At 73.2% G+C, this 19165-nt stretch carries 22 protein-coding genes; 11 read left to right on the forward strand and 11 right to left on the reverse strand.

From position 1 onward, the window contains the following. The first annotated feature begins 71 nt into the window (after positions 1-71). From Q8R60_03550 to Q8R60_03560, 3 genes are read left to right on the forward strand one after another with little or no spacing between them, the layout of a single operon-like run. Positions 72-1187 carry a citrate synthase 2 gene (locus tag Q8R60_03550; GenBank protein MDP3711545.1) on the forward strand — a complete coding sequence of 372 codons (1116 nt, stop codon included), beginning with the start codon at positions 72-74 and terminating at the stop codon, positions 1185-1187. Further along, positions 1187-2305, forward strand: coding sequence for a phosphoserine transaminase (gene serC / locus Q8R60_03555; protein ID MDP3711546.1), 1119 nt, complete (start codon positions 1187-1189; stop codon positions 2303-2305). Before Q8R60_03550 ends, serC begins: the two co-directional genes overlap by 1 nt. Before the next feature lie 59 nt (positions 2306-2364). Further along, entirely contained in the window at positions 2365-2574 is a 210-nt protein-coding gene (locus Q8R60_03560; protein MDP3711547.1) for a hypothetical protein, read from the forward strand. Positions 2575-2586: 12 nt separating this feature from the next. Here the strand turns inward: Q8R60_03560 and Q8R60_03565 are convergent, their stop codons facing one another. Then, complete coding sequence (locus tag Q8R60_03565; protein MDP3711548.1) at positions 2587-3393, reverse strand: alpha/beta fold hydrolase; 807 nt, start codon at positions 3391-3393, stop codon at positions 2587-2589. Further along, positions 3390-4781, reverse strand: coding sequence for a wax ester/triacylglycerol synthase family O-acyltransferase (locus Q8R60_03570; GenBank protein MDP3711549.1), 1392 nt, complete (start codon positions 4779-4781; stop codon positions 3390-3392). Before Q8R60_03570 ends, Q8R60_03565 begins: the two co-directional genes overlap by 4 nt. Before the next feature lie 38 nt (positions 4782-4819). Between Q8R60_03570 and Q8R60_03575 the strand changes: the two genes are divergently transcribed. Then, on the forward strand, positions 4820-6052 hold the full coding sequence (locus tag Q8R60_03575; protein MDP3711550.1) for an alpha/beta hydrolase: 1233 nt from the start codon (positions 4820-4822) through the stop codon (positions 6050-6052). Between the two features lie 265 nt (positions 6053-6317). On the opposite strand, the gene Q8R60_03580 is transcribed toward Q8R60_03575, so the two are convergent. From Q8R60_03580 to Q8R60_03595, 4 genes are all read right to left on the reverse strand, one after another. Beyond that, on the reverse strand, positions 6318-6533 hold the full coding sequence (locus Q8R60_03580) for a hypothetical protein (GenBank protein ID MDP3711551.1): 216 nt from the start codon (positions 6531-6533) through the stop codon (positions 6318-6320). 65 nt (positions 6534-6598) lie between these two features. After that, on the reverse strand, positions 6599-7891 hold the full coding sequence (locus Q8R60_03585; protein ID MDP3711552.1) for an MFS transporter: 1293 nt from the start codon (positions 7889-7891) through the stop codon (positions 6599-6601). Then, a complete protein-coding gene (locus Q8R60_03590; GenBank protein ID MDP3711553.1) occupies positions 7888-8265 on the reverse strand; it encodes a MarR family transcriptional regulator in 378 nt (125 codons plus the stop codon). Before Q8R60_03590 ends, Q8R60_03585 begins: the two co-directional genes overlap by 4 nt. Before the next feature lie 115 nt (positions 8266-8380). Next, complete coding sequence (locus tag Q8R60_03595; protein ID MDP3711554.1) at positions 8381-9856, reverse strand: NCS2 family permease; 1476 nt, start codon at positions 9854-9856, stop codon at positions 8381-8383. 60 nt (positions 9857-9916) lie between these two features. On the opposite strand from Q8R60_03595, the gene Q8R60_03600 reads away from it, so the two are divergent. Beyond that, complete coding sequence (locus Q8R60_03600) at positions 9917-10180, forward strand: DUF2530 domain-containing protein (protein MDP3711555.1); 264 nt, start codon at positions 9917-9919, stop codon at positions 10178-10180. Between the two features lie 12 nt (positions 10181-10192). Here the strand turns inward: Q8R60_03600 and Q8R60_03605 are convergent, their stop codons facing one another. Continuing rightward, a complete protein-coding gene (locus tag Q8R60_03605; GenBank protein ID MDP3711556.1) occupies positions 10193-11317 on the reverse strand; it encodes a DUF3027 domain-containing protein in 1125 nt (374 codons plus the stop codon). Positions 11318-11357: 40 nt separating this feature from the next. On the opposite strand from Q8R60_03605, the gene Q8R60_03610 reads away from it, so the two are divergent. Continuing rightward, positions 11358-11822, forward strand: a complete 465-nt coding sequence (locus Q8R60_03610) for a hypothetical protein (GenBank protein MDP3711557.1) — start codon at positions 11358-11360, stop codon at positions 11820-11822. Positions 11823-11824: 2 nt separating this feature from the next. Continuing rightward, a complete protein-coding gene (gene mqnB / locus Q8R60_03615) occupies positions 11825-12514 on the forward strand; it encodes a futalosine hydrolase (protein MDP3711558.1) in 690 nt (229 codons plus the stop codon). 20 nt (positions 12515-12534) lie between these two features. On the opposite strand, the gene Q8R60_03620 is transcribed toward mqnB, so the two are convergent. Next, positions 12535-12918: a cold shock domain-containing protein gene (locus tag Q8R60_03620; protein ID MDP3711559.1), complete on the reverse strand. Its 384-nt coding sequence runs from the start codon at positions 12916-12918 to the stop codon at positions 12535-12537. A 189-nt stretch (positions 12919-13107) separates the two neighbouring features. Here Q8R60_03620 and Q8R60_03625 point away from each other — a divergent pair, with 189 nt between their 5' ends. Both Q8R60_03625 and Q8R60_03630 read left to right on the forward strand, forming a co-directional pair. Beyond that, complete coding sequence (locus Q8R60_03625; protein ID MDP3711560.1) at positions 13108-14343, forward strand: alpha/beta hydrolase; 1236 nt, start codon at positions 13108-13110, stop codon at positions 14341-14343. Between the two features lie 14 nt (positions 14344-14357). Continuing rightward, positions 14358-14588 (forward strand): hypothetical protein, encoded by a 231-nt coding sequence (locus tag Q8R60_03630; protein MDP3711561.1) that lies wholly within the window; start codon positions 14358-14360, stop codon positions 14586-14588. Here Q8R60_03630 and larE read toward each other — a convergent pair. Then, positions 14562-15377, reverse strand: a complete 816-nt coding sequence (gene larE / locus Q8R60_03635; GenBank protein ID MDP3711562.1) for an ATP-dependent sacrificial sulfur transferase LarE — start codon at positions 15375-15377, stop codon at positions 14562-14564. The genes Q8R60_03630 and larE overlap by 27 nt on opposite strands. A gap of 54 nt (positions 15378-15431) precedes the next feature. Here larE and Q8R60_03640 point away from each other — a divergent pair, with 54 nt between their 5' ends. Both Q8R60_03640 and Q8R60_03645 read left to right on the forward strand, forming a co-directional pair. Further along, entirely contained in the window at positions 15432-16421 is a 990-nt protein-coding gene (locus Q8R60_03640) for a hypothetical protein (protein ID MDP3711563.1), read from the forward strand. Between the two features lie 199 nt (positions 16422-16620). Next, the gene (locus Q8R60_03645) at positions 16621-17022 is read left to right on the forward strand and encodes a hypothetical protein (protein MDP3711564.1); all 402 of its coding nucleotides are present in this window, start codon (positions 16621-16623) and stop codon (positions 17020-17022) included. A 2-nt stretch (positions 17023-17024) separates the two neighbouring features. Here the strand turns inward: Q8R60_03645 and Q8R60_03650 are convergent, their stop codons facing one another. Both Q8R60_03650 and Q8R60_03655 read right to left on the reverse strand, forming a co-directional pair. Further along, on the reverse strand, positions 17025-18677 hold the full coding sequence (locus Q8R60_03650) for a DUF222 domain-containing protein (protein MDP3711565.1): 1653 nt from the start codon (positions 18675-18677) through the stop codon (positions 17025-17027). A gap of 153 nt (positions 18678-18830) precedes the next feature. Next, on the reverse strand, positions 18831-19154 hold the full coding sequence (locus tag Q8R60_03655) for a hypothetical protein (GenBank protein MDP3711566.1): 324 nt from the start codon (positions 19152-19154) through the stop codon (positions 18831-18833). Positions 19155-19165 lie beyond the last annotated feature (11 nt).

Consider the following 19165-nt stretch of genomic DNA (forward strand, 5'->3'; position numbering starts at 1 on the left):
ATCCCCCTGCCAGGGGGCACGGCAGAATGCTGGTGACACTCATCGACGAGCGCATGACGAGCGGAGCCCCGATGGCGGACGACACCTTCAAGCCCGGCCTCGAAGGGGTCGTCGCGTTCGAGTCGGAGATCGCGGAGCCCGACAAGGAGGGCTCGGCGCTGCGCTACCGCGGCGTCGACATCGAGGACCTCGTGGGCCACGTCTCCTTCGGCAACGTCTGGGGCCTGCTGGTCGACGGCAAGTTCCGCCCGGGCCTGCCGCCCGCGGAGCCCTTCCCGCTGCCGGTGCACTCCGGTGACATCCGCGTCGACGTGCAGTCCGCCGTCGCGATGCTCGCGCCGGCCTGGGGCCTGCAGCAGATGCTCGACATCGACGTCGACCAGATCCGCGACGACCTCGCCCGGGTGTCGGTGATGGCGCTGGCCTTCGTCGCGCAGTCCGCCCGCGGCCTCGGCAAGCCGATGGTCCCGCAGTCGGAGGTCGACAAGGCCGAGACCATCGTCGAGCGCTTCATGATCCGCTGGAAGGGCGAGCCGGACCCCAAGCACACCAAGGCCGTCGACGCCTACTTCGTCTCCGCCGCCGAGCACGGCATGAACGCCTCGACCTTCACCGCCCGCGTCATCGCCTCGACCGGCGCCGACGCCGCGGCGAGCATCTCCGGCGCGATCGGCGCGCTGTCCGGCCCGCTGCACGGCGGTGCCCCCTCGCGCGTCCTGACGATGCTCGACGAGGTCGAGCGCTCCGGCGACCCGGTGAAGTACGTCAAGGCCCTCATGGACCGCGGCGAGCGGCTGATGGGCTTCGGCCACCGCGTCTACCGCGCCGAGGACCCGCGCGCCCGCGTGCTCCGTCGTACGGCGAAGGAGCTCGGCTCGCACCGCTACGAGGTCGCGGAGGCGCTCGAGAAGGCCGCGATCGAGGAGCTCACCGCGCGCTACCCCGACCGCGCGCTGCGCACCAACGTGGAGTTCTGGTCGGCCGTCGTCCTCGACTACGCCGAGGTCCCGGCCCACATGTTCACGTCGATGTTCACCTGCGCCCGCACCGCCGGCTGGTCCGCGCACATCCTGGAGCAGAAGAAGCTCGGCAAGCTCATCCGCCCGTCCGCCAAGTACGTCGGCCCGGCTCCGCGTCCCGTCGCGGACGTCCCGGTCGGCGAGCTGCCCGCAGGGAACCAGGTCTAGTGCCCGACATCACGATCCCGTCCTCGCTGCTGCCCGCCGACGGGCGCTTCGGCGCGGGGCCGTCGAAGGTCCGCGACGCCCAGCTGGACGCCCTGCTCGCGGCCCGCTCGGTGCTCGGCACCTCGCACCGCCAGAAGCCCGTGAAGGACGTCGTCGGCCGGGTCCGCAGCGGCCTGTCGTCGCTGTTCTCGCTCCCCGACGGCTACGAGGTCGTGCTCGGCAACGGCGGCGCGACGGAGTTCTGGGACATCGCGACCTTCGGCCTGATCGAGCGCCGGTCGCTGCACGCCACCTTCGGCGAGTTCTCCTCGAAGTTCGCGACCGCGGCGAAGGCCGCGCCCTTCCTCGACGACCCGGTCGTCGTGACGAGCGACCCGGGCACCCACCCCGACGTCGTGGCAGAGGAGGGCGTCGACCTCTACGCCCTGACCCACAACGAGACCTCGACCGGCGTCATGATGCCGATCAGCCGGGTCGCCGGCGCCGACGACGGCGCGCTCGTCGCGGTCGACGCGACCTCGGGTGCGGGCGGCCTGCCCGTCGACGCGTCGCAGTTCGACGTCTACTACTTCTCGCCACAGAAGTGCTTCGCCTCCGACGGCGGACTGTGGTTCGCCCTGATGTCGCCGGCCGCGATCGAGCGGGTCGCGCGGATCGCCGCCACCGACCGCTGGGTGCCGGCGTCCTACGACCTCACGATCGCGCTCGACAACTCCCGGCTCGACCAGACCTACAACACCCCGGCGCTCGCGACGATCGTGCTGATGGCCAACCAGGTCGAGTGGATGAACTCCCAGGGCGGCCTCGACTGGTGCGTCGCGCGCACCGCCGAGTCGTCGTCCGCGCTCTACTCCTGGGCCGAGAAGACGGCCTACACGTCGCCCTTCGTCACCGACCCGGCGAAGCGCTCGCAGGTCATCGGCACGATCGACTTCGACGACTCCGTCGACGCCACCGAGGTCGCGAAGGTGCTGCGCGCCCACGGCATCGTCGACACCGAGCCCTACCGCAAGCTCGGCCGCAACCAGCTGCGGGTCGCGATGTTCCCGGCGATCGACCCGGCCGACGTCGAGGCGCTGACCGCCTGCATCGACCACGTCGTGACGGAGCTGTCCTGACCGAGCAGGGGCCGCACGCGCCGCTGCCGCAAGCCTGGGTCCCCCGGGTCGTCAACGGCGTGCTCGCCCTGTTCCTGCTGCTGTTCCTCACCCCGGTCGTGACCAACCTCGACGACAAGCCGCTCGTCGCCCAGGTCGTGCTGGTGATGCTGGTCGCGCTCGTGCTGCTGTTCGTGACGCTGTGCAGCGCGAGCGCCCTGCGGCCCGGCTCGCTCGGACGCTTCGCCCGCCGGATCAAGGCCCGCCGAGACACCCGCCGCGCCCGCTGAGGCCTGGCGCGCTCAGCCCGGCAGCAGTGGCGGGACGGCCGCGGCGGAGCCCAGCTGCCACGTCGTGCCGACCTCGTCGTACTCCCCTGCAAGGGCCCGGGCGATCGCGACGTAGGCGTTGCGCGCGGCGACCAGCCCCATGTGGCTGCCGCGCACCTCGACGTTGCGCGCGTAGGGCACGACGCAGGACTGCCACCGCACCACCTCGTCGGAGCGGGTGAACAGCGACACCAGCCGCGGACCGTCGGGCCACTCCTGCCGGTAGGCCGCGCCGTAGGGGCAGGCACAGGCCTCGGTGAGGCAGCCGCGCGAGCGCCGCTCGGTGTCGCGTTGCAGCCGCGAGCGGGCCAGCGAGGCGGCCCGCTCGAGGGTGAGGTTGTGGATGGTGAAGGGTGCTGCGAGGGGCGCGGCGAGGGTGACCACCCGACGGACGGCGGCCGGCTCGGACTGCGCGATCGCCTTGGCCAGCAGGCCCCCGCGGGAGTGACCGACGAGGGAGACGGGGCCGCTGTCGGCCGCGAGCGCGAGCACCCGCGGCAGGACCTTCGCCAGGGTGCGGTCCGAGCAGTCGACGTGCCAGGCGATGGAGGAGGAGTGCGCGGCGTAGCCGATGCGGCCGAGCCACCGGGTCATCACGCGCATGTACCAGTCGCCGGTGACCGCCGGGGGCAGGACGACGACCGCGGACCCGTCGCCATGCGGCACCCCCCGCCCGGCGACGACGTCGGAGCGCAGGAAGCGGGCCAGCTCCCACGGCGGGCGGACCCGCGAGACCCCACCGGCGAGCTGGCCGGCCGCGCGCAGCGGTCCGCCGCTCACGGCCGCGCTGCCACCGCGAGCAGCTCGTCGAGCGACGGGCGGACCTGCGCGGCGAGCGCGCGGAGGTCCGGGATCCGGTCCGCGCAGGCGATGAAGCCGACCCCGACGGTGTCGGCGTAGCTGACGATCGTGACGTTGAGGCCGGCGCCGTCGAGGACCGGTCCGAGGGGGACGAGGGCGTCGATGCGGGCCCCCGCGAGGTAGAGCGGGATCGGCGGCCCGGGCACGTTGGACAGCACCAGGTTGTGGATGACCGGGTGGACGTCGGCCAGCCGCAGCGCGCCGTAGGCCCGCGCCGCGAACGACACCAGGATCGGCTCGACCAGGGCGCCCGCCTGCTCGACGATGTCACCGCCGAGCGCCCGCTGGTCGGCCTTGCCGGCCGCCGTCGCGGCCTTGATGGCCTCCAGCCGCTCGACGGGGTCGGCAAGGTCCGTGGCGAGCGTCGAGAACATCGCGGAGGCCTGGTTGCCCCCGCGCTGGCCCTCGCGGCGCACGTTGACGGGCAGCACCGCGATCAGGCTCGCGTCGAGCGAGCCGTCGAGGTAGCGGTGGAAGGCACCACCGACCACCGTCATCATCACGTCGTTGAAGGTGCCGCCGAGCGCCTTCTTCACCGCCTTCACGTCGCCCATCGGCACGTCGACCAGGGCCACGACCCGGCGACCGGTGACGCTGCCGTTCCACGGCGCGCGCGGTCCCTGGAAGGGCATGGTGCCGCCGGCGGACTCGCCGCTGCGACGGGTCCGCACCAGGCCGGTCACGGCCTTGGCGGCCGACGGGACGAGCCGCGCGATGCCGACCGGGCGGGTGACGACGCCCTTGACGGTGTGGCCGAGCATCTCCGGAAGGCCCGGCCGGCGGCGGCGCTCGGCGACCAGCCGCGAGGCTTCGTAGATCTCTCCTGCGGTGCGCCCCTCGGGTCCGAGGTCGACGAGCTGGGCGAGCACATCGCCGGCCGCGACCCCGTCGACCAGGCAGTGGTGGACCTTGACGACGACGGCCACCCGGCCGTCCTCGAGGCCCTCCACGACGAGCACCTGCCACAGCGGGCGCGACCGGTCGAGCTGCACCTCGGCGAAGTCCGCGACCGCCCGCTCGAGCTCCTCGACACCACCTGGCGCGGGCAGGACGACATGGGTGACGTGCTCGGCCACGGGCACGTCGATGAGGTCGACCCAGACCGGGTGGTGCAGCCGGAGCGAGGTGGCCGACAGCTTGCGCCGGAACTCCGGGATGAGCACGAGCCGCGACGCCAACAGCTCACGGACTCGCTCGAACCCGAAGCCCTCCTTGGCGGTCGAGGGGTCGAGGACGAGGACGCCGCAGACGTGCATGTGCATCGACGGCGTCTCGAAGTACAGGAAGGCCGCGTCGACGCCGCTCATCTGCTCCACGGCGACACCATGGCAGATCGCCTGGCCGCGTGCAGCAGACTGGCCAGATGCCGGTGGTCCTGCTCGCGCTCGGGTGCCTGGCGCTGCTGGCCGCGCTCAACGCGACCCGACCCCTGCGGTGGACCCCCGCGCTGCTGCCGTCGTTCTTCAGCGCCTGGCTGACCGCCGAGCTCGCACCGCAGGTGATGGTCCTGACCGTCGCGCTCGCCGGGACCGCAGCCGCACTGGGTGGGCTCGCGACCACGACGGGTGCTGTCGGCCTCGCTCTCGCCGTACTCGCCCTGCTGCTCCTCGGCCGGATCGTGCTGGAAGCCGAGCGGGCCGCGGACGTCGCCGACGACGTCCTGTCGGAGCTGCCCGACCTCTCACCGCGCGACGACGTCACGCGCGGGCTGCGCCGGTGGTTCGTGCCGCTCGCCTTCCGCCACCCCGACGTCGTGCACGTCAAGGACGTCCGCTTCTCCGACGAGCACCGCCGGCTGCGCCTCGACGTCTTCCACCGCAGGGACCGACCCACCGGCTGCCCGACGCTCGTGCAGGTCCACGGCGGAGCCTGGGTCATCGGCAAGAAGGAGGAGCAGGGCCGCCCGCTCATGCTCCACCTCGCCGCGCTCGGCTGGGTCTGCTTCGCCCCCAACTACCGGCTGTCGCCGGGGGCGACCTGGCCCGACCACCTCATCGACGTCAAGCGCGCCATCGCGTGGGTGAGGGAGCACGGCCAGGAGTACGGCGCAGACCCCGGCTTCCTGGTCCTCACCGGAGGGTCGGCCGGCGGTCACCTCGCCGCGCTGGCCGCCCTGACCGCCGACGACCCGTCCTTCCAGCCCGGCTTCGAGGACGCCGACACGTCGGTGTCGGGGTGCGTGCCCTACTACGCCGTCTACGACATCGAGGGCGAGACCGGCACCCGCAGCGACCGGCAGCGCGAGCGGCGGGTGCTGGCTCCGCTCGTGTTCAAGAAGCGGCGGGCCGACGCGCTGGAGCTCTACCGCAGCGCCTCCCCCATCGCGCGGGTGCGCGCCGACGCGCCGCCCTTCCTCGTCGTCCACGGCCGCAACGACACGCTCGTGCCCGTGCAGGAGGCGAGACTGTTCGTCGAGCGGCTGCGCGCGGTGTCCGACCAGCCGGTGCTCTACCTCGAGCTGCCCGGCACGGAGCACGCCTTCGACGTCTTCCCCTCGATCCGCAACGCCCACGTCGTCCGCGCGGTCGGTCGCTTCGTCGAGCTCCTGCGCCGTCAGCACGCCACCCCCGACCGCTGACCCGCCCCTCTCGCAGTTCCCCACCCGCCGCTGCCGGGCCACGCCAGCCCCGGGGCCCCACCATGATCACCAGGCGGTCTGCTCGCCGACACGCAGCGTGTCCCGTGCAGACCGCCTGATGATCTCCGGAGATCGGGGGGGTGCGGGGGTCCGTGGCCGCCCGCGACCAGCGGCGAGACCGGACTCGGTCAGGTCTCCGCGCCCTGGCGCGCAGCCCTCACCGAGACGCGGGGGACGGCGTGAGCCCCGCGTGCCGCAGCCGACCTCACCCAGGGCGGCGGCGGGACACGCCCACGACGCACAGGACGACAGCGACGAGGACCCCGCCCTGCACCCACTCGCCGAACGGCGTCCCGTAGCCGAACAGGCTGTCGCAGCGCGGACGTGCCTCGTCACTGCTCTGGCTGCACGTCACGGGCGCGAGCAGGGCGACTGCCAGGACGAGCACGCCAGCCGCGAGGTGGAACCCCTGTCTGCGCATGACCGGTCGGACGCGCCGCGGGTCGGGAGGGTTCCGTCAGAGCACGACTGCGCCCTCGCGCTCGTCTACTTCCCCCCGGCGACGGGCTGACGCGACAAGCGCGCGGGGCGCACGTGGACGTGCGGGCGGCGACGCAGGACGTGGGCGTCGAGGCGCACGTCACGGGCCCGGCTGAGCCACAGCGCCAGCCCGATCGAGGCGAGCACGCTGACGGTGCCGCCGACCAGCAGGCTCGACCGCGGACCGAAGGCCTCCGCCACCGCCCCGATGAGCGGCGCGCCGAAGGGGGTCCCGCCGAGGAACACCAAGACGTAGAGCGCCATGACCCGGCCGCGGACCTCCGGGTCGGAGCCGAGCTGGACCGTCGCGTTGGCGGCCGTGGTGAAGGTGAAGACCGCGACGCCGGTCGGTACGAGCAGCAGCGCCATCGTCTCGAAGGTGGGCGCGAGGCCGACGCAGACCTCGAGCAGCCCGAAAACGACAGCAGCCGTGAAGAGCCTCCGCACCGGCGGGGGCCCGGTGCGACGGGCCGACAGCAGCGCGCCGATGAGCGAGCCCACCGCGAGCATCGAGGTGAGCAGTCCGAACGACGCGGCGCCACGGTCGAAGACCTGGCGGGCGACCAGCGCCATCGTGATCTGGAAGTTGAGCCCGAAGGTCCCGATGACGAGCACGAGCAGCATCGTCGCCAGCAGCGTCGGCCGCTCCCGGACGTAGCGCAGGCCCTCGCGGGTCTGGCCCCTCGCGCGGTCGACCCGACGCGACGGTCGCAGCTCGGCCGTCCGCATGCGGGCGAGCCCGGTGACGACCGCGACGTAGGTGACGGCGTTGGCGAGGAAGACCCACCCGGTGCCCACGGCCGCGATGGCGAGGCCGGCGAGCGCGGGCCCGACGATGCGGGCGCTGTTGAAGGTCGCGCTGTTGAGGCTGACGGCGTTGGGAAGGTCCTCGGGGCCGACCATCTCCACGACGAAGGCCTGCCGCACGGGGGTGTCGACGGCGGCGGCCATGCCGAGACCGAAGGCCAGCGCGTAGACGTGCCAGAGCTCGACCGCCCCGGTGACGTCGAGCAGACCGAGCGCCAAAGCCAGCAGGCCCATGACGACCTGCACGGCGATGAGCAGCCGGCGCTTGTCGTAGCGGTCGGCGAGCAGCCCGCCCCAGAGGCTGAAGAGCAGGACGGGGAGGAACTGCAGGCCGGTGACGATCCCGAGCGCGACGCCGCTGCTGCCCGACAGCTCCAGCACGAGCCAGTCCTGCGCGACGCGCTGACCCCAGGTGCCCGACAGCGACACGACCTGGCCGGTCGCGAAGAGCCGGTAGTTGCGGACCCGCAGCGAGCGGAACGTCGGGCTCATGCGCCTGCCAGCTTGTCGAGGACCCCGGCGGCCTGCCGCAGCACCGCGAGCTCTCCCGGCTCGAGCTCGGCGAGCCGCTGGGCCAGCCACGCCTCGCGGCGACGGCGGTCCTCCTTGAGCAGCGCCGAGCCCTCGGCCGTGCACCGCAACTGCACCTGGCGGCCGTCGGTGGGGTGTGGCCGGCGTTGCAACAGGCCGGCGGCCTCCAGCGCCGCGACGACCTTGGTCATCGACGGCGGCTGGACCTTCTCGCGCGCGGCGAGCTCACCAGGCGTCACCCCCGGGTGCCGCTCGACGGTGGCGAGCGCGGCGACCTGGGTCAGGGTCAGCGAGCTCTCGGCGCGCTGCTGGCGCATCCGGCGGGCCAGCCGCATGACCGACAGGCGAAGCGTCGACGCGAGGGCGGTCTCGGTGGCGGTAGGCACATCATTAGCCTACCTCATGAGTCTGCCTCACGATCTCGGCCCACGTTCTCGGCCATCGCGGGGGTCAGGTGAGCGCGCGCTCGATCGGGTCGATGCCGAAGTAGACGACGAACAGCGCCGCGACCAGCCACAGCAGCGGGTGCACGTCACGGGCCCGGCCCTGGGTCGCCTTCAGCAGGACGTAGGAGATGAAGCCCGCGCCGATGCCGTTGGTGATCGAGTAGGTGAAGGGCATGAGCACGATCGTGAGGAACGCCGGGATCGCGATCGTGTAGTCGTCGAAGTCGATGCCCTTGATCTGCGTGATGAGCAGGAAGCCGACGATGACGAGCGCGGGCGAAGCCGCCTCGAAGGGGACGATCGTGACGAGTGGTGTGAGGAACAGCGCGAGGACGAACAGCAGCCCGGTCACGACGGAGGCGAGTCCGGTGCGGGCACCCTCACCGACACCGGCGGCGGACTCGATGTAGGTCGTCGCCGACGAGACCGAGGCAGCGCCGCCGGCCGCGGCCGCGACCGAGTCGACGAGCAGCACCCGGTCGGCGCCCGGCAGCCGGTCCTGCTCGTCGAGCAGGTCGGCCTCGCGACCGACCCCGACGATCGTGCCCATGGTGTCGAAGAAGTCCGCCAGCATCAGCGTGAAGACGAGCAGCAGCGCCGCCACCACACCGACGCGCTCGAAGCCGCCGAACAGCGAGAAGTCCCCGAGCAGGCCGAGGTCGGGGGTGCTGATGACGTCGTCGGGCAGGGTCGGGGTGTTGAGCTGCCAGCCCGACGGGTTGGACTCGGTCGGCGAGACGAAGGACGGGCCGATGTCGAAGGCCGCCTCGACCGCGATCGCGAGCGCCGTCGTGACGACGATCCCGAGCAGGATGGCCGCCTTGGTCCGCCGGGCCACCAGCACCGCGGTCAGCAGCAGGCCGACGACGAAGACCACGGTCGGCCAGCCCTTGAGGTCGCCGGCGACCCCGAGCTCGACCGGCACGGGACCGGTGCCCGTGCGGCGCACGAAGCCGGCGTCGACGAGCCCGATCAAGGCGATGAACAGCCCGATGCCGACGCTGATCGCGGTCTTGAGCTCGACCGGGATCGCGTGGAAGACCGCGACCCGGAAGCCGGTCAGGACGAGCACACCGATGACGAGGCCCTCGAGCACCACCAGGCCCATCGCGTCGGCCCAGCTCATCTGGGTCGCGATCGAGAAGGTGACGAAGGCGTTGAGCCCGAGCCCCGTCGCGATCGCGAAGGGGTAGCGGCCGACGACGCCCATGAGGATCGTCATCACCGCGGCGACGAGCGCCGTGGCCGCGGCGACCTGCGGGATCCCGAGGACCCTGCCGTCGGCGTCGGGCACCGTCCCGATGATGAGCGGGTTGAGCACCACGATGTAGGCCATTGTGAAGAACGTCGCGAGACCGCCGCGCACCTCACGGCTGACGGTGGAGCCGCGCTCAGTGATCTTGAAGTAGCGGTCGAGGCCGTTCGCAGGGGCCGGGCGGTCGGTGGACACGGCGGGCTGGTCGCCCGTGGAGGTCGACATGGCACCGAGGGTCCCACCACCGGAGCCGTTCACGCGTGAACGCCGCGTACCCTCCGGCGCATGGCGCTGTTCGCGAAGTCAGGGGTCGCGCGGCGACCCGACCCCGAGCCGCTCGAGACCGACGACGTGCGCGTCGTCGGTGGGCTGGGGGTCCTCTGGGCCGTGGCGCTGGTCGTCCTCGGCATCGCGCGGCTCGCCGGCGCAGACGTCCGCGGCTGGTGGCTCGTCATGTGCGCGTGCGGCGCTGCGCTCGGCGTGCTCGGCGTGGCCTACTGCAGACGCCGCCAGGCCGCCATCGCCCGCGACCGGCTGGCCGCGGGCTGATCGCTCAGCCGGTCAGCTGTGGCCGTAGGGGAGGGCAGCTTCGCCCTCCGGGGTGACGACCGGCTCGTCGGCGTGGTCCGCGGCGGGGTCGACGTGGACGTCCACGACGTGCTCGGGCCCGGACTGCTCGGCCGGCTCGGTCAGCTCCGCCGACCCGGACGGCTCGGTGGCGGTCATCTCGAAGTCCTCGTGCTCCACGGCGAGCGCCGTCGTGGCGGCGTGCGCGGGGTCGACGACGACCGAGGAGTGGGCGCCGCAGCCGTGGTCGAGCGCGACGACGCGGCCGTCGTCGGGGGCGAAGCCGTTAGCGCAGGCCCCGAAGCCCTGTGCCAGCCCGCCCGCCAGAGGGACGAGGAAGCCGCAGCTGCGGCAGGGGGCGGGAGCGGCTTTCGCGAGGGGTGAGCGCGGACCAGCGTCTCCGTCGTACCAGCGCTCGGCGGCGAGCTCGCGACCCTCGAGCGAGAGGACCTTCTCGCGGCCGAGACCGAGCTCGCGGTCGAGCTCCCACAGCAGGTCCTGCTGCTCGACGTCCTCGAAGGACGCGACCAGCCGCGGGTCGTCGGGCGAGGTCGGGAGCAGGTCGCCGGGCGAGAGGTCGCCGGGCTGGATGCGCTCGCTCCAGGGCAGCCACTCGGGGGCGAGCAACGCGCCGCCACCTGGGAGCAGCACGACCTCGTCGACGGTGACCTCGTCGTGGCCGTCGGCGCGCGAGACGGTGACGGCCCAGCGCCAGCCGACGTAGCCCTTCTCGAGAGCCGCGAAGGAGTGCGTCAGGGTCAGCGCGCCCTCGGGCTCGACCCCGAGGTGGTCGCCGACCGCACTACCGGCGACCTCGGCCGCGATCGCGCGGGCGGTGTCGACCGCGCCGAGCAGCACGGCGTCGGGGGCGACCTCGGCAACCGGCTCGGCGATCGGCTCGGAGACGGTCGGTGACTCCTCCAGGGCAGGGGGCGTCTCGACGGGCACAGCAGTCTCCTCGGAGGGCAGGTCGGTGGGGGCGTCCGGCTCGGCAGGCGCCACACCAGTGTCGCTGGTCACAGCCCCGGCGTGGTCGGCGGTCTCGGGGGTCGCCTCGTCGCGCGCGGGCGCGCGGGTCCCGGCTAGCCTCGTCCCGACGTCGCGCAACCTGCGCCGCATGCCTGCCACACCGTCAGCCTGCCAGACCGGAGAGCCGCACATGACCCCCCGTCGCCGAGTCCTCGCCGCCGCCACCGCGGCCGTCGCCGCGCTGGGCCTCACCGGGTGCGAGAAGCCGCTGCCGATCGTGACCGTCCAGAGCGGCACGACCGTCGAGGTGGCCGAGGCCAGCAGCTGGTGCTTCGGCGAGGCTCCGGGCGTGAAGTGCGTCCAGGGCGACCAGGCCGCGACCGAGCTCGAGGCGAGCCCCGGCCAGATCGTCTCGGTCGACGTCTCCAAGGAGGTCGCCGACCGCGGCTGGGTCCTGCGCCAGGAGGTCGCGGGCTCGCCGCAGCAGAGCGGCGCCTACGAGCCGCGCGACGACCACTACTTCACGATCACGATGCCGCCCGTCCCGGTCCAGCTCACGATCACCGCCCTCGACGGCAACAAGAAGGCCGACGGCACCTACGACACCACCCAGGAGACCGGGTCCTGGGTCTTCGTCGTCAAGCCGAAGGCCTGACGCTGGCCGGCGTCCTCGCGGTCGTCGCGACCGCGCCGGAGCGCGACGCGCTGCTGCGCCGGCTCACCACGACCCGCACCCGGGTCGGCCCTTACGACGCGCACGCCGTCGGGGAGGTCACGGTCGTCGTGAGCGGGGTCGGTCCAGGCCCCGCCGCCGCGGCCACGGCGACCGCCCTCGCGCTGCAGGAGTACGCCGAGGTCCTCTCGCTGGGCATCTGCGGCGGCTTCGCCGGGGCCGCCTCGATCGGCGACGTCGTGGTCGCGACCGACCTGGTCGCCGCCGACCTCGGTGCGGACTCCCCCGAGGGCTTCCTCGGCCTCGCCGAGCTCGGCTGGGCGGAGGAGTCGCTGCCCGCCCCCGTCGGCGCGCTGCAGCGCACCTGCGACCGGTTGCGCGAGGCCGGCCTCACCGTCGTCACCGGGCCGGTCGTCACGGTCTCCACGGTGACCGGCACCGACGCGCGCGCCCGCGAGCTCGCCGAGCGCCACGGCGCGGTCGGCGAGGCGATGGAGGGCCGCGGCGTCGCCGACGCCGCACTGGCCCACGGCCTCGACGTGCTGGAGGTGCGCGCGGTGAGCAACCTGGTAGGCCGGCGCGACACCGGTGCCTGGCGGATCGGCGCGGCCTTTGAGGTGCTCGAGCGCGTGGGCGAGGCCCTGTGGTCGCCAGCAGGTCCGGGACCGGGCTAGGCCCCGAGCTACCCCTCGAGCTACGCCTCGAGCTCGGTGGCGATCGCCCGCAGGATCTGGGCGACCCGCTTGGCCGTGTCGCGGTCCGGGTGCTTGCCGCGCCGCAGCGCCGGCTGCACCTTCGCCTCGAGCAGCTTGATGGTGTCCTCGAGCATCACCTCGAGCTCCTCCACGGGACGACGGTTGCCCGCCAGCTCCGGCGGGGCGTCGAGGATGCGCACCGACAGGGCCTGCTCGCCGCGCTTGCCGGCCGCGACCCCGAACTCCAGGCGCATGCCGGCCTTGAGCTCCTCGACGCCCTCGGGCAGCGAGGCCTTCGGGACGAAGACGTCGCCCCCGTCGTCGCGCGCGGCGAAGCCGAAGCCCTTGTCCTTGTCGTAGAACTTGACCTTGCCGGTGGGCACGGGACGTCCTCTGCTCTCGAGGCGCCCCTCCTCCTGAGCGGCGCGCCTGCAGGCTACCGAGCGCAGCCCGGTGACGCGCCCCCTTATGCTCGCGCGATCATCGGCACGAGCCGGGCTCCAGGGGGGCGTTCCGGCTGCCGATGTGGGAGCGGGGCACGGTGCCCCGCTCGCGCACCAGGGGGGACGTCTGTGGCTCGCCGACGCGCCATTGCGCTGACGGCCGCACTGGTCGGCGTGCTGGTCACCGCCCTCCCCGCGCTGGACGCCCGCGCCGACACCGGCATGCGGTCGGAGTCGGTCGTCGCGCCCGGCATCGTGAAGCAGACGCACGCCTACGGCACCGGCGGTAACACGCAGACCCTCGACGTCTGGACCGACGTCACCGAGCCCGACGTGCCCCGCACGCCACGCCCTGCGGTGGTCTTCGTCCACGGGGGCTCCTGGGCCATCGGCGACAAGTCCGAGTGGGCCAGCCACGCCCTCGAGGTCGCCGAGCGCGGTTGGGTCGCGGCCTCCATCAACTACCGGCGGTCGGGCGACGCTCCCTGGCCGGCCCAGCGCGACGACGCCTCCGCGGCCCTGGCCTACCTGCAGCGCAACGCCGCCCTGCTCGGCATCGACCGCGACCGCATCGGGGCGATCGGCGACTCCGCCGGCGGCCACCTCGCCGCCCTGCTCGGCGTCGCCCGCCCCGGCCAGGCGCCGGTGCGCGGCGTCGTGACGCTCTCCGGCGTCAACGACCTACCCGGCCTGCTCAAGCAGCCCTCGAGCGGTGGCTGCACGACATCGTCCTGCGGCTACAGCGGGCTCGCGCTGCGGGTCAGCCGCGACCTGATGCGCTGCCTGCCGGCGAGCTGCGGTGAGGCCTACCGCCAGGGCTCCGCGGGTGCGCTCGTCACCAGCACGTCGCCCGCGACACTGGCCTTCAACAGCGAGGCCGAGCTGATCGACCCGCGCCAGGCGTGGGTGATGGACACCGCGCTGCGTCGGGCTGGTCGCGCCAGCCGGGTGCAGGTCTTCTCGGGCTCGCTGCACGCCCGCGGCTACCAGGACAAGGTCTTCGAGCCGGCCATGCGCTTCCTCGCGGCCGCGCTCACCCCGGAGACCGCCCCGGCGTACCCCCGTCCGAAGGTCGTCACGACCCTCGACCTGCCGTCGTCGGTGAGCGCCCGGCGCGGCGTGCCGGTCCGCTTCAGGGGCGTCGTGCGGCCACGCGCCTACGGCAGCTCCGTGGCGCTCCAGGTCCGCGGCGGAGACGGCGTCTGGCGCACCCTGCGCGGTGTGCCGCTGCTGCGCGGGCAGTACGACACCTACTACGACACCACCTGGACCCCGACCCGCGCCGGCACCACGGTCTGGCGCACGGTCTGGACCGGTGGCGGTGGCCAGGGCATCAGCAAGACCGTCACCGTCGTCACCCGCTGACTAGCCTCGGGGGCGTGCCCCGCCACGCAGCCCCCGACAGCGCCCGCCCCGGTGACCGCCTGGTCGGTGCCGGAGCCGTCGTCTTCCTCGTCGGCCTGGTCGCCGTGATCGCGGTGGTGCTGCGCTTCCTCAACGACGCGGCGGTGCCGCTGTGGCTGGTGCTCGTCGCCTCGACGCTGCCGATCGGGCTCGCTCTCGCGCTGCTCGGCCTGCTGCGCTCAGTGCTCTCGCGGCCCGGTCGCTAGCGCGTCGTTCATCGACCCCGAACGGAACGCCGCGGCGGTGACGGTCTCGAAGCCGCTGCCCCGCACCAGCTCCGCCAGCGCGTCGTCCCAGCGGCCCAGCGCGTCGTCATCGAGCTCGACCCGCGCCGAGCCCTCCCCGAGGTCGCGCACCCGCAGGTCGCGGACCTCCCCGAGCGCGGCGCGCAGCGCGGTCTCCGCCCGGTCGACCCGCGCGAGCCGCGACGGCGTCACCTCGAGTCCGTAGGCGATCCGCGACGCGAGGCACGCGAGCGCCGGCTTGTCGGCGGTGACCAGACCCCAGCGGCGGCTCGCCTCGCGGACCTGACCCTTCGTGAGGTGCTCGAGCGGGGTGACGGCGCCGCGCTCGGCCGCCGCGCGGATCCCGGGCCGGAAGCCGGCGACGAGGTCGTCGGCGTTGGTGCCGGTCGCGACGCAGGCCAGCCCCAGCTCGGCCGCCAGCGGGCGCAGGGTGTCCACCAGGGTCGCCTTGCAGTGGAAGCAGCGCTCGCCGTCGTTGCGGACGTAGCCCTCGCGCGACAGCTCGTCGGTCCCGGGCGTCAGGTGCCGCACCCCCAAGGACAGGGCGTACGCCGCTGCCGCCGGCAGCTCCGCCTGGGCCAGCGAGGGGCTCACCGCGGTCGCCGCGACAACCCGCTCGGGGCCGAGGGCCCGGACCGCGGCCGCGAGCAGGAACGCCGAGTCGGCGCCACCGCTGAACGCGACGAGCACGCTGCCGAGCCCGCGCAGCCGGTCGTCCAGCTGCACCAGGGCCGCGTCCAGGTCGTCCACCCGACCGAGAGTAGAGGGGTCCCGCGCGGGCCCTTCCCGCCGTACAGTCGTGAGGTGCTTCGTCCCGTCTCGCGCCTCATCCCGCTCGCCGTCGCGGCCGTCCTGTCGCTGACGGTGTCGACGGCGGCCGCGGACGTCCGCTGGCGGCCGAAGCCGCCGCAGCCGTGCATCGGCGCGCTGCCGCCGGGCACCCCGCTGTCCTGCCTCGGCACCGCGCCGATCCCGGCGCGCAGCAACACCGTGGCCTACGAGGGGCTCGGCACCTGGCTCGACGCCTACGACTGGGCGCCGGAGTACGGCGGCACCGTCAAGCCGTCGGCGCTCGACGAGATGCAGCGGCGCGGCATCCGCACGATCTACATCCAGGCCGCCAAGCAGGGCACCCGGTCGAAGGGCACCCTGCTGTCGCCGTCGCTGCTCGGGCAGTGGCTCGTCGGCGCGCACGCCCGCGGGATACGGGTGCAGGCGTGGTATCTCCCGCTGTTCACCGACGTCGCCAAGGACAACGCCTCCCTCGACGCCATCGTGGCCTTCCGCTCCCAGGGACACGCCTTCGACACCATCGGCATGGACATCGAGTGGCGCGGCGTGACGGACGTGAAGATCCGCAACTCACGGCTCGTCGCGATGTCGAAGCGGCTGCGCGACAAGGTCCCCCACCTCCCGCTCGCCGCGATCGTCGTCGCGCCGGTCGTCACCAACGACGTGAACAAGAACTTCTGGAACCCCTTCCCCTGGGCAGAGCTCAAGCCGCTCTACGACGTGTGGCAGCCGATGGGCTACTGGACCGACCGCAAGTCCACCTCGAAGTGGCGTGACGCCCACACCTCCACGGTCTGGAACGTCCGCTACCTGCGCGAGGACCTGGGCGACCCGAAGGCGAAGGTCCACTCGATCGGTGGCATCAGCCCCACCGGCGCCGAGGTCCGCGGCTTCGTCAACGCCGCCAACGAGGAGTCCTCGCTCGGCGGCTCGATCTACGACTACCCCCACACAGCGGCCTCGGTCTACAAGGACCTGCAGAAGGTCCCCAACCAGGGCTGAGCGCGTCACCTGAACCAGTCGTGGGCCTCACGCGTCTGCGTGCCATGACGCACCTGCGCACCGTGGTCGCGCTCGTCGCGCTGCTGCCCGCCCTGGCGCCTGCGGCGACGGACCGTCGTCGGTCACCGCTCCCCTCGCCGCGCCGTCGGCGATCACCCACCCCCCCCCGCCCGTCACCGCGACTGCCACCTCGACAGCTGTGCCGGGCTCCGTCATCGCGCCTCCCGCGGCCCACCTCGCGCAGACCGACGACTTCGGGCTCGTCCGCGTCGTGCGTCGGTCGCCGACCGTCGTCGTCGAGGTCGACCGCGTCGACATGTTCGGCGGTGAAGCGGCCGAACGCGCCGCCGCGGCCAACGGCACGGACGTGTCGAACGACTACTACCTGGTCAACGACGACCCGCGACGCCGCCGCTACGAGGTGCGGGCCGATGCGCAGGTGTGGGGAAGCATCCGCATGACGCGGAGGGTGGACGGAGCGCGCGTGTCGGTCAGTGACTGGCTGGCGTTCGTGGGTCGCGCGGACTCAGACGGGACGCTGTTCCACCTCGACCTCGACGCGGGTGTGGTCGTCGGAGTCGAGGAGCAGTACCGGCCCTGACCTCAGCGAGCGGCCGGCCACCAGGTGTCGACGAGGGTGCGGGTGGTGGGTGGTCGTGGGTCGGGAATGACCGTCAGCAGTTCGAGGGGTGAGTACGACGTGAGGTCCTCGTCGGCCTCGTGTTCGCAGGGGTTGTCGTGCCGGCGCGGCTCGGGGTCGGACGGCTCGGGGTCAGGTGGCTCGACGATCTCGTGCGTGTCGACTGCCGCGACGTCGAGCAGCTCGCGGAGGTCGGGCGTGCGGAGCAGTTCCGGCTGTCGGCGCTGCTGCCTCGCCGGGACGGGCTCGTCGCTGCCGCTGTGGGGGGTGGTGAGCCAGCCGTGGGGTCCGAGGCGGCGTCCGTCGGTGAGGGTGAGGAGGTGCCCTTCGTGCAGGCGGGTGTAGTCGTGTTGGCACAGCGGGACGCTGTTGACGACCGAGGTCGGTCCGCCTTCGCTCCAGGGAATGGGGTGGTGCATCTCGAGCTGCGCGGGTGGGGCGTGGCAGTGCGCGCGGGCGCACCGGAAGCCCCATTGGGTCATCGCGGCGGTCCACATCGCGTGAGTGTGCAACCTGACGGTCCGTCCGACGTCCAACGGTTGGCTCGCGGCGTCGAGCACGACCCGGGTCAGCCGGGCGTCGCAGAGGTAGCGGGCCAGGACGTGCTCGGGGACGGCCTGACCGTTGGCGTAGGTCGCGGGCGGGACCGGCAGGTCACCGATGACGTCGGCGGGCTGCAGCAGCCCGTCGCGGTCGGTGAACAGCGGTTGGGTGAACGGGTCCGGGAACACCGGCCCCGACCCGCCTGCCGATCCGGGACTGATCTGGTGGGCGGCGAAGCGGGCTTCGGGGACGATCACGAGCAGGTGCGGGGCGGTCCCGCGGACGTGTTGCGCGCCGGCCTGGTCGAGGTAGAACCGGCTGATCCCGACGAGTGCGTCGGCGGTGCGTTGCGCGGGGGTGCGGGTGTCCCCGGCGCTGTGGTCACCGCGCCGGTAGGCAGCGACGGCGGTCGCGACGAGCTGCCCACCGTCGGCGTCGAGCAGCGCGCTGAGGTCCCACATCTCGTCATAGCCGGGTGTGATCGAGGCGGTCCGGCGGTCGTGGCGGTGCGCGTCATCACGGGCCTTCGGCTCCGGAGCGAGCGCACGGACCCGCTTGTCGAGCTCGGTCCGCAAGGTCGCTGAGTCAGTCAGCCGTGCGGCCTGGAGGAACGCGGCTTCCTGCGCGGTGAACCACTCCGGTCGACCGGCCCAGACCGTCCCGATGATGTGACGGCCGAGCAGCGTCAGCGCGGACGCGAGGACCTTCGCGTGCTCCCGGGAGACCTCCCCCGCCGCGAATGCTGCGGAGACCAGCGGCAACGCGGCGAGCTGCTTGCGCATCCGGACGTGGGTGCGGGCGTCAGCCTCCGACATGCGGGTGCGGGCCCGCAACGCCGACCAGGCCGCTTTGCACCCGTCGACCCGCCACGCCTCAGTGCGCTCGATCGCGTCCAACGCGGTGAGCTTCGCCGCGGCGATGAGGGCCTCCGCGTGGTGCAGCGCCTCGAAGTCCTCCAGACACGAGGCGTCCGCGCGGCCGTCAGCCAAGGCACCAGCGAGGGCAGTGGCGGCGTCGAGGACCTCGGCCACCGCAGGGGAGAGCGACGCACGGGTGGTGTCGTCGTACGGCACAGCCTCTCCCTCCTCGCTGACGCTAGTGAAGCATAGGTAGACTGGAGTCGCAAGAACCTAGGAAAAGTCGCGGTGCCGGTCTTTCGTGCAGCCGGTCATCGTCCCACGCAGCGAAGCCCCCACAGGACCACCTGTGGACAGCACCCAAGGGGCTTATTCGCCGCGGGCGAGAGAGCGCAGCTCGGCCAGGACCATCTGACGCAAGGTGTAGCCGTCGAGCTCGGCATCCGCCGCCGGGGTGGGCGAAGGGATCGCCACCCTCGGCGCAGCCACCGGCGGAGCAGCCACCGGGGGCGCGACAACCGGCGGAGCAACAGCCGGGCGGGGGGCCGGGACCAGGCGGGCGATCGCGTCGAAGACCGCGGGCGGAACGGGTTCCGGGACCATGCTGAGGTGGCGGGGCGAGGGGTCCGGCACGTCTGCCACCCCGACGACGGGCGGGAGCCAGTCGGGACTGAGTGGGTCGGCGACGGTCACGTCTTGGGCAT

The sequence above is a fragment of the Mycobacteriales bacterium genome, assembly GCA_030697205.1.
Lineage (GTDB): Bacteria > Actinomycetota > Actinomycetes > Mycobacteriales > SCTD01 > JAUYQP01.

What these genes read in the sequence shown, in the direction of transcription:
- Q8R60_03550 (MDP3711545.1), top strand. Translation starts at nt 72, where the DNA reads ATGGCGGACGACACCTTCAAGCCCGGCCTCGAAGGGGTCGTCGCGTTC.
- Q8R60_03570 (MDP3711549.1), bottom strand. Translation starts at nt 4,781, where the DNA reads ATGAGCGGCGTCGACGCGGCCTTCCTGTACTTCGAGACGCCGTCGATG.
- Q8R60_03580 (MDP3711551.1), bottom strand. Translation starts at nt 6,533, where the DNA reads ATGCGCAGACAGGGGTTCCACCTCGCGGCTGGCGTGCTCGTCCTGGCA.
- Q8R60_03585 (MDP3711552.1), bottom strand. Translation starts at nt 7,891, where the DNA reads ATGAGCCCGACGTTCCGCTCGCTGCGGGTCCGCAACTACCGGCTCTTC.
- Q8R60_03590 (MDP3711553.1), bottom strand. Translation starts at nt 8,265, where the DNA reads ATGCGGCTGGCCCGCCGGATGCGCCAGCAGCGCGCCGAGAGCTCGCTG.
- Q8R60_03595 (MDP3711554.1), bottom strand. Translation starts at nt 9,856, where the DNA reads ATGTCGACCTCCACGGGCGACCAGCCCGCCGTGTCCACCGACCGCCCG.
- Q8R60_03600 (MDP3711555.1), top strand. Translation starts at nt 9,917, where the DNA reads ATGGCGCTGTTCGCGAAGTCAGGGGTCGCGCGGCGACCCGACCCCGAG.
- Q8R60_03605 (MDP3711556.1), bottom strand. Translation starts at nt 11,317, where the DNA reads ATGCGGCGCAGGTTGCGCGACGTCGGGACGAGGCTAGCCGGGACCCGC.
- Q8R60_03610 (MDP3711557.1), top strand. Translation starts at nt 11,358, where the DNA reads ATGACCCCCCGTCGCCGAGTCCTCGCCGCCGCCACCGCGGCCGTCGCC.